Origin of the sequence: Acuticoccus sp. MNP-M23, from assembly GCF_031195445.1 — a bacterium.
Lineage (GTDB): Bacteria > Pseudomonadota > Alphaproteobacteria > Rhizobiales > Amorphaceae > Acuticoccus.
Map to the genome: position 1 here is coordinate 121,494 of NZ_CP133480.1, position 16,806 is coordinate 138,299.

Genomic DNA, 16,806 nt, shown 5'->3' on the forward strand with positions numbered 1-16,806 from the left:
GGTGTCCAACGCAATCAATGACCCCCGCATCGCCGATCTCTTCGCCCACAATGCCAACACACCAGCGGCCAGCGAAGATCCCGTAAAGCGCGCCATTCAGGTTATCCGCAAGCACCTCGGAATGGACGTCGCTTATGTCTCCGAGTTTGTGGACGACCGTATCGTGTTCCGCGAGGTGGATGCACCCGGTCTGGAGGCGATGATCAAGCCGGGGGATTCTCATTCGCTGGATGACGTCTACTGCCGGCACATCCTCGCCGGAACCATTCCCGAGCTGATGCCCGACACCAGCAAGGTGCCCGAGGCTGTCAAACTGCCGATCACGGCCGCCCTGCCAATCGGCTCCCACATCAGCGTGCCGATCCGCCTGGCGGACGGCGAATGCTACGGGATGTTCTGCTGCCTCAGCTTCGATGCCGACCAGTCGCTCAACGGGCGCGACCTTTCGATGATGAAGGCGTTTTCCGAGCTTGCCTCGTTCGAGATCGACCGCAACGTTCAGCGCGAACGCCAGATCGCGATAAAAACCGACAGGATTTCCGAGATCCTCAATTCAGGGCTGATCGAGATCTACCATCAGCCAATCTGCGACCTCTCCACCAGAGAACCGATCGGCTTTGAGGCGTTGAGCCGCTTTTCCAGCTCGCCTACCCGCTCGCCAGACAAATGGTTTGCCGAGGCTGACGAGGTCAACCAGCGGGTTGCGCTGGAGATCGCCGCCATCGTGAAGGCACTCCCGACGCTCCCGATGGTGCCGGAGGACACATACCTTTCCGTCAACGTGTCGCCCGAAACCCTGCTTTGCAGCGAACTGGCCGACATTCTCAGCCTTTCATCGCTCGATCGGATCGTGCTCGAAATCACCGAACAGATGCCGATCATCGACTATGACGCCATCAACGCGGCGCTGTCGCCACTGCGCAAACAGGGAATGCGCCTTGCGGTGGACGATGCCGGTGCCGGTCACGCAAGCCTCAAGCACATCTTCCAGCTCAACCCCGACATCATCAAGTTCGACATGTCTCTGACGCGGGACCTGGACAAGGATCCGGTGCGGCAGGTCCTCATCGGTGCGCTGGTCTCGTTTTGCCGCGACACGGACACCACAATTGTCGGCGAAGGCGTGGAAACCGAGGCCGAGCTGGACGCGCTCAGCAAGCTCGGGGTCACATCCGGGCAAGGTTATTTGCTAGGTCGCCCCGCCCCGGCCGCCCATCATGCCGCGCAGCCGGAAGAGCGAAAACTTCTGAGTTTTGCGTGAATTAACAGGCGCTTGAAGTAAAACGATCTCCGTAATTCGGCGATCATTCAGTATTTATGCCTTCACATCGCAATCAAGCCATGCCGATATGAATTTGGCAGCTGCGTCGCGGCCCTGTTGTAAATTGCATAATTGAAAGAGAAAATTGGCACTTCATGCTTGATCTACTCCTTCCTCTCTTGCGCAACACAGGGCTTCTGGCCGTGGTTGGGCTTGTTTATGGGGTGGCAATCTCGCAGTGCCCGAAACGCTACTGGAATGTCCTGCTCGGGGTGATCTGCGGGCTCGGCGCAGTGCTCGCCATGCTCGACCCGACCGAGGTGCGCCCCGGCGTTCTGGTCGATTCACGCACGACAATGATCATGCTGAGCGGCCTGTTCGGCGGCCCGGTCGGCGCATTGATTGCCGGCGCGATTGCCATTTCCTACCGCATCCATCTTGGCGGCATCGGCGCTCTCGCAGGCATCACCATCATCACGATGTCTTTCCTGTTCGGCATCATCGGGCATTATCTGTTCGTCTCGGCTGACAAGAAGACCAGCATTTTCGATATTCAGCTCTTCGCGCTCTGCGCACCGCTATTGTCGCTCGGCGTCTTTGCGTTGCCAGCTCAGATCGCATGGCCGATCCTGCAGGAAACATTTGTGCCGCTGGCCGCCGTGCGCATCGTCGGCACGGTCCTCCTCGGGATGATGATCCTGCATGAACGCCACCGCGTTGATGCCGAACGGGAGGTCCGGCGGCTGGCTTTCGTGGACGAGCTCAGCGGCTTGCCGAACCGACGGTCGTTCTATCTCCACCTTGACCGCGCCTGGGCAAGGTGGAAGCGATATGCCAACCCGTTCGCCATCGTCATGGTCGACATCGACCGGTTCAAGCTGATCAATGACAATTACGGCCATCCGGCGGGTGACGAGGTCATCAAGCGGCTCGGCTTCGTGTTGTCCGAGGAAGCCCGCGAGTCGGATATTGCGGCGCGGCTCGGCGGCGAAGAATTCGCCCTCCTCCTCAGCAACACATCCAGCGATGGCGCGCTCATCATGGCAGAGCGGATCCGGCGCCGCATGGAAAACGAGCTGATCGAAGTTGACGGAAAAATCATCAACTGCACGATCAGCGCCGGGATTAGTGCCGACCTCGATGGCAAGTCGATCCGGCGCGATCCCCTCTCCAGCTCCGATCAGGCCTTGTACGAGGCCAAGCGTGGCGGGCGAAACCGGATCGCAAAAGGTTTTGCCGAGGCGGCGGGCCGCGACGGGGATGGGCAGATCGCAGCCGCGCAAAATGCCCTGCGCAACACGCTCGCCGTCAGCCGCCAGCCCGACCCCGCCGGCGTGACCGAATAGATGACCGGCCGGCGCCTCAATCCGGCGTTGGCACCGAACCGCTGAGGCGCGTTGCAATTTCCGCCTCGAACACGTCGATCAGAGCATCGGCGAGGGGCGCCACTGCCCTGTTGTCCGGCACGACCGCAGACAGGGTCAGGGAAACCGGCGGCACGAACGGCAACACCTTCACCTGGCGCGACGGCCAGAAGCCGGCTGAAAACTCGTCGATCAGGCCGACGCCAAACCCCTGCTCCGCCACAAGGGCCGCCGTGTTGAGGAAACGCACTTCCACCACCGGCGCATAGGGCACCCCCGCGTCGCGAAACTTGTTCTCGACCAGAAAGCCGATCCGGCTGGTAGGCTGCGGCCCCACAAGCGGCACGTCCGCAAGGTCCTGCGGGGTAACCTCATCAAGCTGCGCGATGGGGTGATCCGCCTGGCACAGGCAGACCGCCCGCACTTTTGCAAGCTTGCGAAGGCTGAGACCGTTGCGCTGCGGCGCCTCCATGGCAAAGCCGACATCGGCCACCCCGTTCTCGACCATCTCCAGAACATTGCCGAGCGACTCGGTTTCGATACCGATTCGAACCTCTCCCCGCTGCGACAGGAAAGCGCTCACCGCCGCCGGCACCACCGCTGTGGAGAGTTCGGCCGTGGAAACGATCCGAAGCCGGCCGGCAATACCGGCGCGCAGATCCTGCGCGCGCTGCTTTACCGCGTTCAGCTGGAGGAACAGCGGTTCTGCGGTTTCGATGAGGATCCGCGCTTCCTCCGTCGGCACCAGCCCGTTGCCGCCTCGCTCGAACAGGCGAAAGCCAAGGCGCGTTTCCATGTGTTTGAGCGCGTTGGACACGGCAGATTGCGACACGCCAAGGTCTTCCGCTGCCGCAACGGTGGTGCGGCAGTGCATGATGGCGCGGAAGATTTCCAGTTGCCGCAGGTTCATCGGGCTATCCGACACCATCGGCGCCCGACTATTCGGTGCCGTGACAGCCATCCATGCCAGCAAATCGAAGCCGCGTGAAGTTGGAGACCCTCCCTTCGAAGGGGCCGAACCCCTTGATTGCGGCAAACTCCAGGCTTTCGTAGGCTTCCGGCCCGCTGATTTCGTAGATCGCGACGTATTTGGGGCCACCCTCGACACAAATGCGGCGCGTTGCGGACAACCAGCCAGGGCACGCCAGAATATCCGGCAAATGGACGTTGTCGTACCAGTCGTTGAATGCGGCTTCGTCTTCGGCCGCAACGTCCACCATGACGATATGGAGCATCGGCACCGTCACACCGTAAGCCCCGCAGCCCGCAGCGCACCGGCAAGGGCTTCCGTTTCGGCAGCGTCCAGCGCCGGTGCCGGCGCACGGCACACCGCAGACGGAATGCGCCCCAGCATCACCAGACAGGCCTTGAGCCGCGCCGTGGCAAGGTGCCCCGGCGCGCCGTAGACGATGCGGCCAAGCTCGAACAGCGCGTCGTGCAGGCGGCGGCCCTCGGCCATGTCGCCAGCGTCCACCGCCCGCTCCAGTGCCACGATCAGTTCCGGCACCACCGCGGCAAGGCTGACGAGGCTGCCGTCGCTGCCAATGGCAAAGCTCGGGAACAGATGCTCATCGCCAGAGGCCATGACTGCCACATCCGGCCGCAACGTTCGGGCAAGACGGCGGGTCCTGTCATAGGCCAGCGTCTCCCAGCTCCCCTCCTTGATGCCGACAACGGTCTCGATCTCAAGCAGGGCGCCCAGCGTTGGTTCGGTGTACGCAGTCTTGCCAGCGCCCACCGCGCCCTGAAACAGGAACATCGGCGTGCCGGCAGCCTCGGCAATGGCCTTGTGATGGGCAACGATCGACCGCCGGTCCGCCCCCAGCGCCCACGAAAAGGGCGGAAACACCATCACGGCGTCGGCGCCTTCCCGGGCAGCGCAGGCGGCCCGTTCGGCCGCCGCGCTGGTGCCTTCCGCATTGATCCCGCAGACCACCAGCTTGCGCCACGCGGCCTTGCGCGCAACCGCCACCACCTCAGCCGTTTCCGCAACGGTCAACATGGCGTTCTCGCCGGCGTGACCGTTGACCAGAAGCCCGACGATACCATCGGTGGCAAGCACAGCGCCGAGGTGGGCGGTGAGCGCTGCCTCATCGATGGCGCCATCCGCAGTCATCGGCAAGATGGTTGCTGCGTAGATGCCGCCGAAGGGATGGCGTGTCATGCGAGGTCTCCCATGTGTGCGCGCACGGTGCGGCGCACCGTATCGGCGACAGCAGGCGTTACCGCCATCAACGGCAGGCGCGGCCTGGCGCACGTGATGATGCCGAGGGCCTCCAGGGCGACCTTGATGCGGGTGTGCATGTCGACAATGGGGGCAGCGCCGTAGACGGTGCGCACCAGAGGGTGCAGCGCATCGCTGGCGGTGCGCATGGCGGCAAGGTCCACCCGCGCTGCGGCATCCCAGAGGGCATGAAGCTCGGTGGGGGCAAGACTTGCAAGGCCGGACAAAAGCCCGTCGGCACCCACGGCAAGCTGGGGCAGGAACCAGTCGAAGTTGGAGGGTAGCATCGCGACATCGGGTGCCTCACGGCGCAGGGCGCGAAAATTCTCCTCGTAGGCCAGCATGGTGTTGGAGCCTTCCTTGACCGCAATCACCTTCGGCAGCTTCGCAATGTCCACCAGCGTCTGGGTCGAATAGCCAAGGCCGGATGCCAGCGGGAACTGGAACACCGACGCCGGGATCGACACAGCCGCCGTCACCGCCGCGCAAAATTCGACCGGTGCTGCGGTTGAGGCGGCCCCGCCCCCGAGCGCTGCGGGCGGAAAGATGACGATGGCATCGGCGCCCGCGGCCTCCGCTTCACGCGCCTGCGCGATGGCATCGTAAACGCCGAGCGGAACGACACCGGCCAGAAGCGGCTTGCTGCCGATGATTTCGCGCGTGCGGCGGATGACCGCCACCCGCTCCTCGGCATCCAGCGAGGTCGCTTCGCCCGCGTGGCCGTTGACGAACACGGCGGCGATGGTGTCCGGCACCGCACAATGCTCCAGAACGCGTGCGTAGGAGGGCCAGTCGATGGCGCCGCTCTCGTCGAACGGCAGGATGGTGGCGACGGTGACGCCGGAGAGATCGGAGGACTTCATTGGGTCTTGGGCATCTTTCTGGGGTATTTCAAAGTGGCGCGGGCCCTCAGGACCTCGCGCTGATCCTCGTTGGTGGCCGAGCCCTCCCAGATCAGGGTGCGCGTCTCTTCATGACGCTCCGCAATCCAGACTTCGATCTTCAGCGTATCGCCGTAGAAGACGGGGCCGGTGAACCAGAATTGATCGTCGATGGAGATGCCGAGAACCCCGGCAAGCTCCGCCGTCAGAACGCTGGTGCAAAGGCCGGCGACCATGATGCCGGGCGCCAGCCTCTGGCCGAAGCGGGTGCCGCCAGCATAGTCGTCGTCGATGTGGACGGGGCCGAAATCACCGGTGGCGGCGATGTAGAGCGCACCGTCCGCCTCGGTTACGGTCTTCGACATCGAGACGCGGTCACCCACGTTCAGGGCATCGAAGGGAACGACATCGTACATCAGCTTTCCATGGCCGGCACCATTACGGCCGTCCCGCGCATGACCTTCACGTCTTTGACGCAGAGCGATAATTCAAACTTCAGCGTGTCTCCGGTTTCAACCACTTTCGCGCAGGCCTGAACGGTCTGCCCGACCGTGATCGGGTGCAGGAACTCGGTGGACAGTGCGCTGATGCGGCGCCGCGCGCCACCGGCGCGGGCAAGGCATGTGGTGACGAGAGCGGTGGCCGCCAGCTCGAATACCGCAGCATCCTCGAGGCCTTCCAGCTTTGCGCAGGTACGGTCCACGTAGAGACCGCCAAGGTTGCCACTGATGCCAGTGTACATGGCCTGCTCGGCGACAGTCATCGTCTTGCGGAAGGATATCGTCTCACCGATCTGGGGTGCCGTATGCTTTTTCATTTCGCAACTCTTCATTTCGGCCATGACATTCACAGGGACAGGCCGCGCTTCATCACCGAACGGGCGATGAGCATTCGATGTACTTCAGAGGTACCATCATAGATTCGGGTGACACGGGAATCTCGATAGATACGCTCCAGCGGTAGTTCTTTCGTGAATCCGTAACCCCCGAATATCTGTATTCCGCGGTCAGCGACCCGGCCCAACATTTCGGAAGCGAAAACTTTCACCATTGAAACTTTAGCGCGAACGTCCCTGTTTTGGTCGATCTCCCAAGCGGTATTCAGCACCATCATCCGGGTAGCGAATATATCCATTGCGGTATCGGCGATCATTTGCTGCACCATCTGGAAGTCCCCGATGGGCTGGCCGAACTGCTTTCGGCCGTTGGCCTGTTCGCGCATCAGTTCCAGAACGCGCTGCGCCATCCCCACCGAACGGGCGCCGATGTGCGCCAGACGCACCGCAGCAACGCTCGCCATGATGAGCTTGAACCCTTCGCCGAGCTCTCCCAGAATGGCCGAACGCGGCACGCGGCAGTTGTCGAAGACAAGTTCGGCATGGCCGTAGCCGCGGTGGCCCATCATCTTCTGCGTCCGCGCGACCTTGAAGCCCGGCGTCCCGCGATCGACGAGGAAGAGCGTGATCCCGCCACGCGCGCGCTTTTCGGCATCGGTCAGCGCCATCACGATCACGTAGTCCGCAATATCGCCGTCCGAGATGAAGTGCTTGGTGCCGCTGATGAGGAAATCGTCACCGTCAGCCGTCGCGGTGGTGCTGATGGCGGCGGCATCCGAGCCCGCACCGGGCTCGGTGATGGCCATGGCGGTGATGAGATCGCCCCGCACCGTCGGCTTCAGGTAGCGCTCGGTCTGGGCCGCGTCGCAGGCCATCAGCATGGGGTAGACCTGCCCGAAGACGCGCCGGATCAACGCATCGGACGTCTGCCCGAGCTGCTCTTCGACAAGGCACATGTCCACCGTCGAGAGCCCGCCGCCGCCCACCGCCTCGGGCATGTTGAGGGCGTACAGACCCAGAGCCTGCGCCTCGGCCTTCACGCGGGCGAGCGCATCGGCCGGGATGATGGCGGCCTCTTCGGTCGCCATCTCCAGCGGCTGCACCTTTTCGGTGACGAAGCGGCGGACAGTGTCCACCACCATTTGGGTCTCTTCGGGAATTTCGAAGTCCATCAGGGCCTTATCCGGTTACGGCTGGTCGGTGTGCGGCGCGGGAACGCCAATGACGCCGCGCGCGGCAAGCGCGTCCACGTCGGCATCGGACACACCAAGTTCGGTGAGAATTGCGCGGCTGTCGGCGCCGGCCGACAGGGGCATGGTTCGCAGCGGCGGCGTCACGCCGTCATATTTGATCGGGTGGGTGAGCAGGGAGACCGGCGTGCCGTGCACATCCGCCTCGGTGAAGGCACCAAGATGCTGCGCCTGCGGGTCGGCGCGCACATCGTCATAGCTCTGGATCCGCTCGTGCCAGATGCCGGCGGCATCGAAGCGTTCCGACACGTCGGCAAAGGTGCGCGGCGCCAGCGCCTCTGCCATGGCAGAGGCGTAGCGTTCGCGCTCGGCATAGCGGTCGATCCCGGACAGCGCGCGCAGCCGGTCGCTGTCCAGCGCATCGGCAAGGCGCCCGGCATCGTTCATCGACAGGACGATGTTCGCGTCCGCCAGCGCATACGCCCCGTAAGGCGCATCATGATACCAGCTCCCCACATTGGGGCCGCGGGCCATCACGTCCCCCTCCACCTGGCGGGCGAAATATTTGGTCATTGCCTCGGTCTGGAGGTCGAGCGCCGCCTGGAAGAGGGACGCCTCGACCCGGCCGCCCTCGCCTGTCTGCAATTTGCGCACGAACGCAGCCAGAATGCCCATGGCGAGGAGCGATGCCCCGTGCTGGTCCACCACCGCAGCGCCCACGACGGTCGGCCCCTGCGGGCCGCCCCCGGTGGCCGCCACGAGGCCGGAGCGCGCCTGCATCAGAAGGTCCTGGCCGGGCCGCATCGCGGCGGGCCCATCGGCGCCAAGGCCTGTGGCGGAGGCGTAGATGATGTCCGGCTTCAATGCCTTCAGCGCGCTGTAGCCAAGGCCAAGGCGGTCCATCACGCCCGGGCGAAAATTCTCCACCACCACGTCGCTCGCCGCCGCCAGCGTCCTGACCAGCGCAAGGCCGTCCGGATGCTTGAGGTCCACGGCAAGGCTGCGCTTGTTGCGGTTGGCCGACAGGAGGAACGCGCTGACGCCGTTGACGTGGGACCGCCCGCCGGACCAGTGCCGCTCGAACGCCCCCTGCAGCGGCTCCACCTTGACGACATCGGCGCCCATGTCCGCCAGATACTGGGTGGCGGCCGGCCCCTGAAGATAGTGGCAGAAGCTGAGGACCTTGAAGTCGAGCTTCATGCCGCGTCCTCGGCCTTCACCGTCCCGGCGGAAATGAGGCGCTCGATATCGTCCGCGCCGTAGCCGGCTTCGGCCAGAATTTCGCGGGTCTGCGCGCCAAGTGGCTGCGGTACGAGGCGGACCTCGGGCGCCGCACCGTCATAGCGTACCGGGTGCGAGACCATGGTGATGTGTGCACCGGTCGCGCCCGGCATTTCGGTGAATGCCCCCAGATGCTTCAGCTGCGGGTTGTTTTTCAGGTCGTCATAATCCTCGACCCGCGCATTCCAGACGCCGGCGGCATCCAGCCTCTCGACCCAGTGTGCGGTCGGCCGGGTGCGCACAGTCTCACGCACCAGCGCCGTGATTTCCGCGCGGCGGGGAAGCGAGTCTGCATCGGCAAACTCTTCCAGTGCCGCAATGCCGAGCGCGTCGCCCAGCGTTTTCGGCGCTGCCATTGAAATGGCGATGGCACCATCGGCAGTCTCGTGAATGCCGTAGCCGCCGGCGCTGAACCAGGCGGCCACGCCGCCCGGCCCGCGCGGGCCCTCGTGGGCCGCGCCGTTCATCCACGCCGCAATGGACTCGCCTTGCAGATCCACCGCAGCCTGCAACAGGCTGACGTCGATGCGGCCACCCTTGCCCGTGCGTTCGCGGGCATAAAGTGCAGCAGAGATCGCCATGGCGTAAAGCGCTGCCGCATGGTGGTCGATCACCACCGAGCCGACCGCTGTGGGCGGCCCCTCGGCCGGTCCCGTGTGGGCGGCAAGACCGGACATGGCCTGCAACAGGAGGTCCTGACCCGGCCGGTCCTTGTAGGGGCCATCGGCTCCGAAGCCGCTGGCGGCGGCGTAGATGAGGCGCGGATAGTCCGCCAGAAGGCGCGCTGGATCAAATCCCAGACGCACCATTGCGCCGGGGCGGAAATTCTCCATCACGATATCGGCTCCGGCAATCAGCCGTTCCACGATCGCGCGGCCTTCGGGAGACTTCAGATCGACGGCAAGGCTGCGCTTGTTGCGGCCGGTGCACAGAAAATTGACGCTCTGCCCGTCAACGAACCGGCCGGCCACGGCCCAGCCGCGCTGGAAAGCGCCGCCGGTCGGCTCCACCGCAATCACGTCGGCTCCCATATCGCCCAGAAGCTGGGCGGCCGCCGGTCCGGCGAGAAAATGGTTGAGGCTGACAACCCGAACGCCGTCCAGAAGTCCCACAAGGTCGCTCCATTGATCGCTGGCGGAACCTTGAGGAAACACCCCTAGAAATACCAATAATAAAAGCGCCTTATAATATCAGTTGGAGTGATATGTGGGCGTTGATGCGTTCTGCAGCCCTTGCGCGAATCTCGACGATCCAAGGGCGTGCCAATACCCGCCAGCATTGTGGCTATCTCCTTTAAATTGACGAAAGCGTTCGGTGCTGCTTGTCTCAGGCAACCGGAGTCATTCGGCAATCAAGCGTGGTCAAAAAGGCCACCGATCCAGGGAGTTTCCAATGAACCACATTGCGAAGACGACGCTGCTCGCCGCCGCCGCGACCGTGCTCGGTGTGACGGCTGCCAGTGCGCAGAGCGCGTGTCTCATCACCAAGACCGATACCAATCCCTTCTTCGTGAAGATGAAGGAAGGCGCCACGGCAAAGGCCGAGGAACTCGGCATCACGCTGAAATCCTATGCCGGCAAGGTGGACGGCGACCACGAAAGCCAGGTCGCCGCCGTGGAGACGTGCATTCTCGATGGTGCCAGCGGCATCCTCATGACCGCGTCCGACACCAAGGCCATCGTGCCGGTGCTGAAGCAGGCGCGCGACGCCGGCATTCTGGTCATCGCGCTGGACACGCCGCTGGAGCCGCTGGACGCCGCAGATGCCACCTTCGCCACCGACAATTTCAAGGCCGGCGAGCTGATCGGCGAGTGGGCTGCCGCAACCCTCGGTGATGACGCCGCCGACGCGAAGATCGGCATGCTGGATCTGGCCGTCAGCCAGCCCTCCGTCGGCGTCCTGCGCGACCAGGGTTTCCTCACCGGCTTCGGCATCGACACCGGCGACGTGAACCGCTGGGGCGACGAGACCGACCCCCGCATCGTCGGCAACGATGTGACCGCGGGCAACGAGGAAGGCGGCCGCCGCGCGATGGAAAACCTCCTCGCCAAGGACCCGATGATCAACGTCGTCTACACCATCAACGAACCTGCCGCCGCCGGCGCCTACGAGGCGCTGCGCGCCATCGGCCGCGAGAACGACGTGCTGATCGTCTCCGTCGATGGTGGTTGCCCCGGTGTGCAGAACGTCAAGGACGGCGTGATCGGCGCCACCAGCCAGCAATATCCGCTGTTGATGGCATCGCTCGGCGTGGAGGCCATTGCCGAGTTTGCCAAGTCCGGCAACAAGCCCGAACCCACCGAGGGCAAGGACTTCTTCGACACCGGCGTCGCACTGGTGACCGACAAGCCCGTGGACGGCGTCGAATCGATCGACACCGCCGAAGGCACGGACAAGTGCTGGGGCTGATTGCCCCCTTCTGATCCGGCGCGCGGGCTCCCTGCCCGCGCGCGTCCCATGAGAAGCGACCTTGCTGCGGCGTCGACCGTTCCGCCCGGCAATCCGGAGGCATGATGACCGACGCGCAAGTGTCCGGCGAGAGCAAGGCCCGCGAGGCCGAACGCGTGGCCGAATTCGAGGACGAGCGCCGCGGCGTCCTCACCCACATCCAGCACTTCCTGCATCAGACGCCGGCGGCCGTGCCGCTGATCGTCCTCATCATCTCCATCATCGTGTTCGGGCTGGTGCTGGGATCGAAATTCTTCTCCCCCTTCGCGATGACCCTCATCTTGCAGCAGGTGGCGATCGTCGGGATTACCGCCGCCGCGCAGTCGCTGGTGATCCTCACCGCGGGCATCGACCTTTCGGTCGGCGCGATCATGGTGTTCTCGTCCGTGCTGATGGGGCAGCTCACCTTCCGCTACGGCATCCCGGCGGAGATCTCCATTGGCGTCGGCCTCATGGCCGGCACCTTGATGGGCACCATCAACGGCATCCTCGTTTCGGTGATGAAGCTGCCGCCGTTCATCGTGACGCTCGGCACCTGGCAGATCTTCCTGGCCGCCAACTTCCTTTATTCGCGCAACGAGACCATCCGCTCGCAGGACATCCAGGCCGACGCGCCGGCGCTGCAATTCTTCGGCGAGAAGTTCAGCGTTGGCGGCGCGGTCTTCACCTACGGCGTGGTCGGCCTCCTACTCCTCGTGGTCATCCTCGCCTATGTGCTGAAACACACCGCGTGGGGCCGCCACGTCTATGCCATCGGCGACGACCCGGAGGCGGCGCAGCTTTCCGGCGTGCAGGTGCGCCGCGTGCTGATCTCGGTCTACGCGCTGGCCGGCCTCATCTGCGCCTTTGCCGGCTGGGTGCTGATCGGGCGCATCGGCTCGGTCTCGCCGACATCGGGCCAGCTTGCCAACATCGAGGCGATCACCGCCGTGGTGATCGGCGGCATCTCGCTGTTCGGCGGGCGCGGCTCCATCGTCGGCTCGCTGTTCGGGGCGCTGATCGTGGGCGTGTTCTCGCTCGGCCTTCGCATGGTGGGGACGGACCCGCAGTGGACCTACCTCCTCATCGGCGTTCTCATCATCGTGGCGGTCGCCATCGACCAGTGGATCCGAAAGGTGGCGGTATGACCGAACCCGTTCTGAAAGCGCGCGGCCTCGTCAAGCGGTTCGGCCGCGTCACCGCGCTCGACCGCTGCGACTTCGACCTGATGCCCGGCGAGATCCTCGCCGTCATCGGAGACAATGGGGCCGGCAAGTCCACCCTCATCAAGGCGCTCTCCGGCGCGCTCAGGCCCGAAAGCGGCGAGATCACGCTGAACGGCGAGCGCGTCCGCTTCGCCTCCCCGCTGGAAGCACGCACCGCCGGCATCGAGACCGTCTACCAGAACCTCGCCCTCTCCCCGGCCCTCTCCATTGCCGACAACATGTTTCTCGGCCGCGAGATCCGCAAACCCGGAATCCTGGGCTCCGTCTTTCGCAAGCTCGACCGCTCCGCCATGGAACAGCGCTCGCGCGACCTGTTGTCGGAGCTGGGGCTGATGACGATCCAGAACATCGGCCAGGCGGTGGAAACCCTGTCGGGCGGTCAGCGGCAGGGTGTCGCGGTGGCACGCGCCGCCGCCTTCGGCTCCCGCGTCATCATCATGGACGAGCCGACCGCGGCGCTGGGCGTCAAGGAATCGCGCCGCGTGCTGGAGCTGATCCGCGATGTGCGCGAGCGGGGGACCCCCATCGTCCTCATCTCCCACAACATGCCGCATGTGTTCGAGGTGGCGGACCGCATCCACATCCACCGCCTCGGCCGGCGGCTCACCGTCATCAAGCCCGGCGACTACACCATGTCCGACGCCGTTGCCTTCATGACGGGGGCAGAGGACCCGCCGGCGGAGGCGCTGGCGGCCTGAGCGGGGCTCGCGCAGGCATTCCAAAGCCTGTACTGGGGATGGCCTGCGATTGACCCGGCCCCGCCACCGGGTCCAATACCCATCCCCGCCGCTGAAGAGTGAACCGATGCGCCTGTCCCGCTATTTCCTGCCCATCCTGCGCGAGACGCCGAAAGAAGCCGAGATCGTCTCGCACCGGCTGATGCTGCGTGCCGGCATGATCCGCCAGCAGGCCGCCGGCATCTACTCGTGGCTCCCCATGGGCTTTGCGGTGCTGAAGAAGATCGAGCAGATCGTGCGCGAGGAACAGAACCGCGCCGGCGCGCAGGAAGTCCTGATGCCGACGATCCAGCCGGCTGACCTGTGGATGGAATCGGGCCGCATCAACGCCTACGGGCCGGAGCTCCTGCGCATCACGGACCGCCACGAGCGCGCGATGCTGTTCGGCCCCACCAACGAGGAGATGATCACCGACATCTTCCGCACCCATGTGAAGAGCTACAAGGCGCTGCCGCTGAACCTTTACCACATCCAGTGGAAATTCCGCGACGAGGTGCGCCCCCGCTTCGGCGTCATGCGCGGCCGCGAATTCTTGATGAAGGACGCCTACTCCTTCGACATCGATGCCGACGCCGCCAAGGCCGCGTATCAGCGCATGTTCGTTGCCTACCTGCGCACATTTTCGCGCATGGGCCTCACCGCCATCCCGATGCGTGCCGACACCGGCCCCATCGGCGGCGACCTCTCCCACGAGTTCATCATCCTTGCCGACACCGGCGAGAGCGAGGTGTTCTGCCACCGCGCGATGCTGGACAAGCCGATCCCCGGCGAGGACACCGACTTTTCGGCCGACCTCTCCCCCATCATCGACGACTGGACGAGCCTTTACGCCGCCACCGACGAGATGCACGACGAGGCCGCCTTCGACGCGATCCCCGAGGCTGACCGCGTCACCGCGCGCGGCATCGAGATCGGCCATATCTTCTATTTCGGCGAGAAATATTCCAAGCCCATGGGCGCCGTGGTGATGGGGCCGGACGGCGAGGAAAAGCCCGTCCACATGGGCTCCTACGGCGTTGGCGTCTCCCGCCTCGTCGGCGCCGTGATCGAGGCCTGCCACGACGAGAACGGCATCATCTGGCCCGATGAGATCGCCCCGTTCGACATCGGCCTCATCAACCTCAAGCCCGGCAATGCGGAGACCGACGCGATGGTGGACCGTCTGGAAGCCGCCTTCGAGGCCGCCGGCAAGTCCGTGCTGGTGGACGACACCGACCAGCGCGCAGGCGGCAAGTTCGCCTCCATGGACCTCATCGGCCTGCCCTGGCAGGTGGTGGTCGGCCCGCGCGGCGCCGGCGAGGGCACGGTAGAGATCAAGCGCCGGGCGACGGGGGAGAAGCACACCGTGTCCGAAGCCGACGCCCTCACCCGGCTCACGACCCGCCCATGAGTGCCTTCGGCGCGCTCGAATGGAACATCGCGTGGCGGTATCTCCGCTCGCGCCGGCGCGAAACGTTCGTGTCGGTCATCTCCACGCTGTCGCTGATCGGCATCGCGCTTGGCGTTGCGACCCTCATCATCGTGATGGCGGTGATGAACGGGTTCCGCGCCGAACTCTTCAACAAGATCCTCGGCGTTTCCGGCCATGTCCTCCTCCAGCCCATCGACGGCCCGCTGACCGACTTCAGGGCGGTCTCGGACCGGATCGAGAAGGTCCGCGGCGTGACGATGGCGATCCCCTTTGTGGAGGGACAGGCGCTGGTGTCGGGCAAGGTGGGCTCGTCCGGCGCGCTGGTGCGCGGGCTGGAACAGCAGGATTTCGACAAGCTGACCTTCGTGTCCGACCGCTTGCTGCTCGGCAATGGCGACACCTTCGGGACCTCCAAGGGCGTGATGATCGGCTCGCGGCTCGCAGCCAGCCTCGGCGTCTCGCTGGGGGACTCGATCCAGCTCATCAACCCCAACGGCGCGGTCACGCCCTTCGGCGTCACGCCGCGGATCGAGAGCTACCCCATCCAGGGCATCTTCGAGATCGGCATGAGCGAATACGATTCCTCGTTCATCTACATGCCGCTGGAAGAAGCGCAGTACTACTTCAACGAGGAAAACGAGGTCACGGCGATCGAGGTCTTCGTCGACGATCCGGACAGTGTCGACCGGTTGCGACCGCTGATCGATACCGCCGCCGCCCGCCCGCTGTTCCTGATCGACTGGCGGCAGCGCAACCGCACCTTCTTCTCCGCGCTGGTGGTGGAGCGCAACGTGATGTTCGTCATCCTGACGCTGATCATCCTCGTCGCAACCCTCAACGTCATCTCCGGCATGATCATGCTGGTGAAGGAGAAAACGCGCGACATCGCGATCCTGCGCACCGTCGGCGCCGGCCGCGCCATGATCATGCGGGTGTTCCTGATCGTCGGCCTCTCCATCGGCGTGGCGGGCACGCTGATCGGCTTCGTGCTGGGGACGCTGATCGCGCTCAACATCGAGGCGATCCGGCAGTTCATCTCGTCCCTCCTGCGGACCGAGCTGTTCTCGCCGGAACTCTATTTCCTGTCCAAGATGCCGGCCGACATGGACTCCACCCAGACCACAGTCGTCGTTGCCATGGCGCTGATCCTCTCGCTGCTGGCCACCATCTATCCGGCATGGAAAGCGGCCAAGACGGACCCCGTCGATGCGCTGAAGGCCGATTGATGAGCGAGACCCCACCGCCTCTGGCGCTTACGGGCGTCACCCGTCACTTTGGCGACGGCGATACCGTGGTCAACGTCCTCACCGGCGTCGACCTCACCATCCTGCGCGGCGAGCTGGTGGCACTGGTTGCCCCGTCCGGCGCCGGCAAATCCACGCTCCTGCAGATCGCGGGGCTTCTGGAACGGCCGAGCGGCGGCACGGTGGCCATTGGCGGCATCGATGCCGGACACCTGTCCGACAAGGAACGCACCGCCATCCGGCGTGACAGGATCGGCTTCGTCTACCAGTTCCACCACCTTCTCGGCGACTTCACGGCACGGGAGAATGTCGCGCTGCCCCAGCGGCTTGCGGGCGTTTCCCCCGGCGCCGCGCTCAAACGGGCCGACGATCTTCTGGAAACGCTCGGCCTTGCCTCCCGCCGCACCCACCGCCCCGGCGCACTGTCGGGCGGCGAGCGCCAGCGCGTCGCCATCGCAAGAGCGGTCGCCAACAAGCCCGACCTGCTCCTGGCAGACGAACCGACCGGGAACCTTGACCAGGGCACTGCGGAAAACGTTCGGGATGCGTTCCTATCGCTCAGCCGCGAGAACGGCCTAGCCGCACTGGTCGCCACGCACAACCCCGCGCTGGCTGGTGACATGGATAGGATTGTGCACCTCAGTAACGGTTTGGTAACCGACTCATAGAACGAACCAGAACACCTCAATTGATGTTCTCGTAATATTCTCATACAGTCCCTCCAT

The 16,806-nt window shown here is 64.6% G+C and carries 17 protein-coding genes; 8 read left to right on the forward strand and 9 right to left on the reverse strand.

The window, feature by feature from the left end:
- Nucleotide 1: 1 nt before the first annotated feature.
- Complete coding sequence (locus RDV64_RS00575) at nucleotides 2–1,261, forward strand: EAL domain-containing protein (RefSeq protein WP_309197349.1); 1,260 nt, start codon at nucleotides 2–4, stop codon at nucleotides 1,259–1,261.
- A gap of 155 nt (nucleotides 1,262–1,416) precedes the next feature.
- Nucleotides 1,417–2,607 carry a diguanylate cyclase gene (locus RDV64_RS00580; protein WP_309197350.1) on the forward strand — a complete coding sequence of 397 codons (1,191 nt, stop codon included), beginning with the start codon at nucleotides 1,417–1,419 and terminating at the stop codon, nucleotides 2,605–2,607.
- A 16-nt stretch (nucleotides 2,608–2,623) separates the two neighbouring features.
- Here RDV64_RS00580 and RDV64_RS00585 read toward each other — a convergent pair whose 3' ends face one another.
- The 9 genes from RDV64_RS00585 to RDV64_RS00625 are packed head-to-tail and all read right to left on the reverse strand — an operon-like array spanning nucleotide 2,624 to nucleotide 10,148.
- The gene (locus RDV64_RS00585; RefSeq protein ID WP_309197351.1) at nucleotides 2,624–3,535 is read right to left on the reverse strand and encodes a LysR family transcriptional regulator; all 912 of its coding nucleotides are present in this window, start codon (nucleotides 3,533–3,535) and stop codon (nucleotides 2,624–2,626) included.
- A gap of 28 nt (nucleotides 3,536–3,563) precedes the next feature.
- Entirely contained in the window at nucleotides 3,564–3,860 is a 297-nt protein-coding gene (locus RDV64_RS00590) for a DUF4286 family protein (protein WP_309197352.1), read from the reverse strand.
- Between the two features lie 8 nt (nucleotides 3,861–3,868).
- Entirely contained in the window at nucleotides 3,869–4,789 is a 921-nt protein-coding gene (locus tag RDV64_RS00595; RefSeq protein WP_309197353.1) for a dihydrodipicolinate synthase family protein, read from the reverse strand.
- Nucleotides 4,786–5,712 (reverse strand): dihydrodipicolinate synthase family protein, encoded by a 927-nt coding sequence (locus RDV64_RS00600; RefSeq protein ID WP_309197354.1) that lies wholly within the window; start codon nucleotides 5,710–5,712, stop codon nucleotides 4,786–4,788. The genes RDV64_RS00595 and RDV64_RS00600 overlap by 4 nt, the downstream gene beginning before the upstream one ends.
- The gene (locus RDV64_RS00605) at nucleotides 5,709–6,146 is read right to left on the reverse strand and encodes a MaoC/PaaZ C-terminal domain-containing protein (protein ID WP_309197355.1); all 438 of its coding nucleotides are present in this window, start codon (nucleotides 6,144–6,146) and stop codon (nucleotides 5,709–5,711) included. Before RDV64_RS00605 ends, RDV64_RS00600 begins: the two co-directional genes overlap by 4 nt.
- Entirely contained in the window at nucleotides 6,146–6,571 is a 426-nt protein-coding gene (locus tag RDV64_RS00610; protein ID WP_309197356.1) for a MaoC family dehydratase, read from the reverse strand. Before RDV64_RS00610 ends, RDV64_RS00605 begins: the two co-directional genes overlap by 1 nt.
- A gap of 5 nt (nucleotides 6,572–6,576) precedes the next feature.
- On the reverse strand, nucleotides 6,577–7,737 hold the full coding sequence (locus RDV64_RS00615; RefSeq protein WP_309197357.1) for an acyl-CoA dehydrogenase family protein: 1,161 nt from the start codon (nucleotides 7,735–7,737) through the stop codon (nucleotides 6,577–6,579).
- 15 nt (nucleotides 7,738–7,752) lie between these two features.
- Complete coding sequence (locus tag RDV64_RS00620; protein ID WP_309197358.1) at nucleotides 7,753–8,955, reverse strand: CaiB/BaiF CoA-transferase family protein; 1,203 nt, start codon at nucleotides 8,953–8,955, stop codon at nucleotides 7,753–7,755.
- Nucleotides 8,952–10,148, reverse strand: coding sequence for a CoA transferase (locus RDV64_RS00625; RefSeq protein WP_309197359.1), 1,197 nt, complete (start codon nucleotides 10,146–10,148; stop codon nucleotides 8,952–8,954). Before RDV64_RS00625 ends, RDV64_RS00620 begins: the two co-directional genes overlap by 4 nt.
- Before the next feature lie 280 nt (nucleotides 10,149–10,428).
- Between RDV64_RS00625 and RDV64_RS00630 the strand changes: the two genes are divergently transcribed.
- From RDV64_RS00630 to RDV64_RS00655, 6 genes are all read left to right on the forward strand, one after another.
- Nucleotides 10,429–11,445, forward strand: a complete 1,017-nt coding sequence (locus RDV64_RS00630) for a sugar ABC transporter substrate-binding protein (protein ID WP_309197360.1) — start codon at nucleotides 10,429–10,431, stop codon at nucleotides 11,443–11,445.
- 104 nt (nucleotides 11,446–11,549) lie between these two features.
- Complete coding sequence (locus tag RDV64_RS00635; protein ID WP_309197361.1) at nucleotides 11,550–12,611, forward strand: ABC transporter permease; 1,062 nt, start codon at nucleotides 11,550–11,552, stop codon at nucleotides 12,609–12,611.
- Nucleotides 12,608–13,387, forward strand: a complete 780-nt coding sequence (locus RDV64_RS00640) for an ATP-binding cassette domain-containing protein (RefSeq protein WP_309197362.1) — start codon at nucleotides 12,608–12,610, stop codon at nucleotides 13,385–13,387. The genes RDV64_RS00635 and RDV64_RS00640 overlap by 4 nt, the downstream gene beginning before the upstream one ends.
- A 106-nt stretch (nucleotides 13,388–13,493) precedes the next feature.
- A complete protein-coding gene (proS, locus tag RDV64_RS00645) occupies nucleotides 13,494–14,816 on the forward strand; it encodes a proline--tRNA ligase (RefSeq protein WP_309197363.1) in 1,323 nt (440 codons plus the stop codon).
- Nucleotides 14,813–16,063 carry a lipoprotein-releasing ABC transporter permease subunit gene (locus tag RDV64_RS00650; RefSeq protein ID WP_309197364.1) on the forward strand — a complete coding sequence of 417 codons (1,251 nt, stop codon included), beginning with the start codon at nucleotides 14,813–14,815 and terminating at the stop codon, nucleotides 16,061–16,063. Before proS ends, RDV64_RS00650 begins: the two co-directional genes overlap by 4 nt.
- The gene (locus RDV64_RS00655; protein ID WP_309197365.1) at nucleotides 16,063–16,749 is read left to right on the forward strand and encodes an ABC transporter ATP-binding protein; all 687 of its coding nucleotides are present in this window, start codon (nucleotides 16,063–16,065) and stop codon (nucleotides 16,747–16,749) included. The genes RDV64_RS00650 and RDV64_RS00655 overlap by 1 nt, the downstream gene beginning before the upstream one ends.
- The last annotated feature ends 57 nt before the right edge of the window (nucleotides 16,750–16,806 follow it).